Source organism: uncultured Cardiobacterium sp. (assembly GCF_938028185.1).
GTDB lineage: Bacteria > Pseudomonadota > Gammaproteobacteria > Cardiobacteriales > Cardiobacteriaceae > Cardiobacterium.
This window is the reverse complement of the sequence record NZ_CALJAH010000105.1, coordinates 1-3,699: the sequence shown is the minus strand read 5'-3', so window position 1 is coordinate 3,699 and position 3,699 is coordinate 1. Positions and strand designations below refer to the sequence as shown.

At 63.0% G+C, this 3,699-nt stretch carries 6 protein-coding genes and 1 pseudogene; 2 read left to right on the top strand and 5 right to left on the bottom strand.

Features of this window, described 5'->3' with window-relative positions; genetic code table 11:
- Positions 1–154: 154 nt before the first annotated feature.
- The 5 genes from Q0349_RS03380 to Q0349_RS03360 are packed head-to-tail and all read right to left on the bottom strand — an operon-like array spanning position 155 to position 2,863.
- A complete protein-coding gene (locus Q0349_RS03380) occupies positions 155–571 on the bottom strand; it encodes a PIN domain-containing protein (protein ID WP_298079468.1) in 417 nt (138 codons plus the stop codon).
- Positions 561–785 (bottom strand): AbrB/MazE/SpoVT family DNA-binding domain-containing protein, encoded by a 225-nt coding sequence (locus tag Q0349_RS03375; RefSeq protein ID WP_298079467.1) that lies wholly within the window; start codon positions 783–785, stop codon positions 561–563. Before Q0349_RS03375 ends, Q0349_RS03380 begins: the two co-directional genes overlap by 11 nt.
- A gap of 11 nt (positions 786–796) precedes the next feature.
- A complete protein-coding gene (locus tag Q0349_RS03370; protein WP_298079466.1) occupies positions 797–1,633 on the bottom strand; it encodes a neutral zinc metallopeptidase in 837 nt (278 codons plus the stop codon).
- Positions 1,634–1,651: 18 nt separating this feature from the next.
- A complete protein-coding gene (locus Q0349_RS03365) occupies positions 1,652–2,383 on the bottom strand; it encodes a type III pantothenate kinase (RefSeq protein WP_298079465.1) in 732 nt (243 codons plus the stop codon).
- Positions 2,384–2,386: 3 nt separating this feature from the next.
- Positions 2,387–2,863: a hypothetical protein gene (locus Q0349_RS03360; RefSeq protein WP_298079464.1), complete on the bottom strand. Its 477-nt coding sequence runs from the start codon at positions 2,861–2,863 to the stop codon at positions 2,387–2,389.
- A 58-nt stretch (positions 2,864–2,921) separates the two neighbouring features.
- On the opposite strand from Q0349_RS03360, the pseudogene Q0349_RS03355 reads away from it, so the two are divergent.
- Together Q0349_RS03355 and ndk are read left to right on the top strand one after the other, a co-directional pair.
- Positions 2,922–3,014: pseudogene (locus Q0349_RS03355) on the top strand (ribulose-phosphate 3-epimerase); the annotation flags it as partial.
- A gap of 164 nt (positions 3,015–3,178) precedes the next feature.
- Positions 3,179–3,613: a nucleoside-diphosphate kinase gene (ndk, locus tag Q0349_RS03350; RefSeq protein WP_298079463.1), complete on the top strand. Its 435-nt coding sequence runs from the start codon at positions 3,179–3,181 to the stop codon at positions 3,611–3,613.
- Positions 3,614–3,699 lie beyond the last annotated feature (86 nt).

Below are 3,699 nucleotides of genomic sequence, written 5' to 3'. Positions count from 1 at the left end.
GTTCGGGGTCGAGGCGGAAAAGGAGCGGGCGGAGGTAGTGGTAGGCGTTCATGGCGGTTCGGTTACGGGTAATAGACGTCAGTCAAAGGTATTGCAGCGGCTGATTTGCCAGATGAATGCGGGTTTCGGGGGATTTGGGCATGGGGAGTCTCTATTATTGCGGAGTGCTATTAGCACGATAAAAGGGGTTGAGAATCCGCACACTGCGGTATTCAAAGCCATACTGCATATCTTCGGAATAGAGAATCCGGCAATGCGACAGGTAAGCGGAAGCGACAATCATGGAATCATAGATGCTGAGTTGGTACTGCCGCGCAATTTCAAGTCCCTGCTGCGGTATCCTCCGGTCAAGCGATTTTATGCTGCATACCAAAGCCAGGAGAGCGGTAAATTTTTCTATTTCTTCCCAATTCCGGTGCTGTTTGCGCCGCATGACATTAGCCACTTCATTGAGTACCTGCACGCTGATTGTGCCGCCTTCGCTCAAGAGTTCTGCGGCAATATCGCGTTTCTCGCCGCTGGAAAGCAGGTAAAGCACAATATTGGTATCAAAAGCCGGTCTAACGTTCATGGGCTTCTTCACGGTCAAAACGGAAATCGGCGGGCAGGATGCCGCTGAATTGGCGTACTTGTTCGAGGAAATCTTCTTTGCTGCGTTTGCGAATAACGAGCGTATCGCCAACGGCCTCAATATCGAAATGGTCGCCTTCTTGCAGTTTTAAGGCTTTGGCAAGTGCAGCGGGAATATGGATGGCAAAGTCTTTGCCGCTTCGGGTGATTTGCATGGCAGCCTCCATCAGTCAAAGGTATTGCATCTGCTGATTTCGCCGTATTGCAGGCCGGTGTTGAGCCAGCGCATGCGGTCGGCGGCGCTGCCGTGGGTGAAGTTCGCTGGGTTTACCCGACCGCCGGCGCGTTGCATCAGGGTGTCGTCGCCGACGGCTTCGGCGGCTTTCAGCCCGTCGCGGATGTCGCCGTCGTGCAGGCGGATTTTGCTGTACTTTTCCAGTTTGTTGCCCCAGATGCCGGCGTAGCAGTCGGCTTGTAGTTCGATGCGCACCGAGATTTGGTTGGCCTCGGTTTTGCTGACCTGCCGCATGTAGCGGTGCGCCTGGCCGAGGGTGCCGAGCAGGTTTTGGACGTGGTGGCCAACTTCGTGCGCGACCACGTAGGCAAAGGCGAAGTCGCCGCTCGCCCCCATTTTTTGCATTTCGCGGTAGAAGCTGGGGTCGATGTAGAGTTTTTGGTCGGCGGAGCAGTAGAAGGGGCCGGTGGCGCTGCTGCTGACGCCGCAGGCGGATTGGACTTGGCCGCTAAAGAGGACGAGTTTCGGGTTGTGGTAGGTTTTGCCGTGCTGTTTGAAGACGGGTTTCCACACGTCTTCGGTCGAGGCGAGCACTGCGCTTAGAAACTGCCCGGCTTCGTCGTTGGCAGGTGGCGCGCCGGCGCTGCTGTATTGGCTTTGGCTCTGGCTGCCTTCGAGGAATTGCAGCATGGTGCCGGGGTCAATGCCGAACATCCAGCCGATGAGGATGATGGCAAGGCCGCCGAGGCCGATGCCTCCTGCGGTGGTGCCGCTAAAGCCGCGGCGGTCTTCGACGTTGTCGCTGCGGCGGCTGTTTTTCCAGTCCATGTTGGTCTCCGGTTGGGGTTAGTCGGTGGCAAGGCGGTCGATCATGCCGCGGAACATTAGGTCGGGTTCGATGCGGTAATCGGGGCGGTTGCCGAAGAGGATTTGTGCGTCGCCGCCAAAGGCGAAGCGGTGGTAGTAGTGGCCGGTGGTGGTTTCGAGTTCGTCCATGATGCTGTTGATGCCCGCCGGGATGGCGTGGTGGATGCCTGCGCCGATGCAGGAGGCGGTGTCGGTGCCGAGCAGGTTCGGTGTCCAGCGCATCGGCCGCAGTTTTTGCGTGTTTTGCAGGAGCGCGTTTTCGGCGAGGCGGATGCCGGGCAAGATGAGGCCGCCGATGTGTTGGCCGTCGCGCTCGACCACGTCGAGGGTGATGGCGGTGCCGCAGCCGACGACGCAGAGCGGTTCGTGGGTGAGGCCGCGCGCACCGAGCATGGCGAGGTAGCGGTCGGCGCCGAGGGTATGCGCCTCGTCGTAGGCGACGGTGAGGGTGTGGTTGGTTTCTTTTTGCGCGATGAAGGTTTGCAGCGGTTTGCCCCAGAGGTCATCAACGATGGCAGCGACTTCGGTTTCGATGCTGGCGTTATTGACGCAGCTGATGGCGATGCGGCGCGGTTCGGGCAGCAAGTGCCAGGCGCGCCACAGTTTGGTGCGCCAGTCTTCTTTGTAGGAGGCGGCTTCGACGATGCCGGGGACAGCGTTGCCGTAAAGCCATTTGATGCGGGAATTGCCCGCGTCGATGAGGAGGTACATGGGTTATTCGCTAAATACGGGCTTGCCGTCGCGGATGGTGATGCGCCGCCCTTTTTGGTCGATGTCGCCATCGAGGGCGAACGCCGCCCAGCGGTTGGCGACGGGCAGGTAGGGGCGCGCGTTCCATTCGGCAAGCAGGGCAAACAGCACAGCGGCGAGGCCGTCGGCGAAGGGCGCGGTGATGCGGGCGAGGCTGGCGCCGTCCTGTGCGACGAGTTCGAGGGTAACGCGCCCGGCGGGGGCGCCGTCGCGGTAGAGCGTGCCGTCATGACGCAGGCGCAGTTCAAGGTGTTCGGCAACCGCCAAGGTCAGCGCTTGCAGCAGGCCGCCATGCAGCGCAGGCGTGCCTTCCAGCGGCCAGGCGAGGGCGAGGGCTGCCGCGTTTGCCGCACATACCGGGGCGGCGGTCTGCGCACGCAGCCACGCCAGCGGTTCGGCGGCATCGGCGAGGGCTTGCACGGCGGGGAGCACGTTTTGCACGGGCGTTTCCTGAAAGTTGCTAGAATGGCGCGGCATTTTACATGAACATGAGGATTTTATGCCCGCCTTGCCTGCCCTGATTGCCCCCTCGATTCTCTCCGCCGATTTCGCCCGTCTGGGCGAGGAGGTCGCCGCCGTGCTGGCCGCCGGCGGCGGGGCGGCCAGCTGAACCGCCCGACCGCCCGGGCGGGGCGGAGATGGCGGAGATGACAGAGGGCGCCGGGGGTTGCCAATTGAGGCGATCCCCGTCACGCTGGCGTTCTGGGCCTGTGCGAGCTGCCGCGCCCTCTGCATGATCCGCCGAAAGGACCCGCCATGACCGACGCCCCCGGCCGCATTCTCATCCTCATCAAGCCCGACGCCGTCCGACGCCGCCTGACCGGCGAGATCCTGCGCCGGATCGAGGCCAAGGGCTACGACATCGTCGCGCTCGACCGCCTGGTGGCCACACCCGACGTGCTTGCCGAGCACTACGCCGAGCACGTCGGCAAGCCCTTCTACCCCAGCGTCGTGGAGTACATGACCAGCGGGCCGCTGGTCTCCGTCGTCGTCGAGGGGCACCGGGTGGTCGAGGGGCTGCGCTCCCTCATCGGGGCCACCGACCCGACCGCCGCGGCCCCCGGGACCATCCGCGGCGACCTGGGCCGTGACTGGGGCGGGGAGTCCATGATGAACCTCGTCCACGGCTCGGACTCGCCGGAGTCCGCCGAGCGCGAGATCGCCATCTGGTTCCCCCACCTCACCTTCTGATCACCTTCTGACCCGGGCCCCGGGCAGCCCGGCCTGCACGGTGCCGACAGGCCGCCCGCGGCCGTGTGCGGGCAACCCTGCGGCAC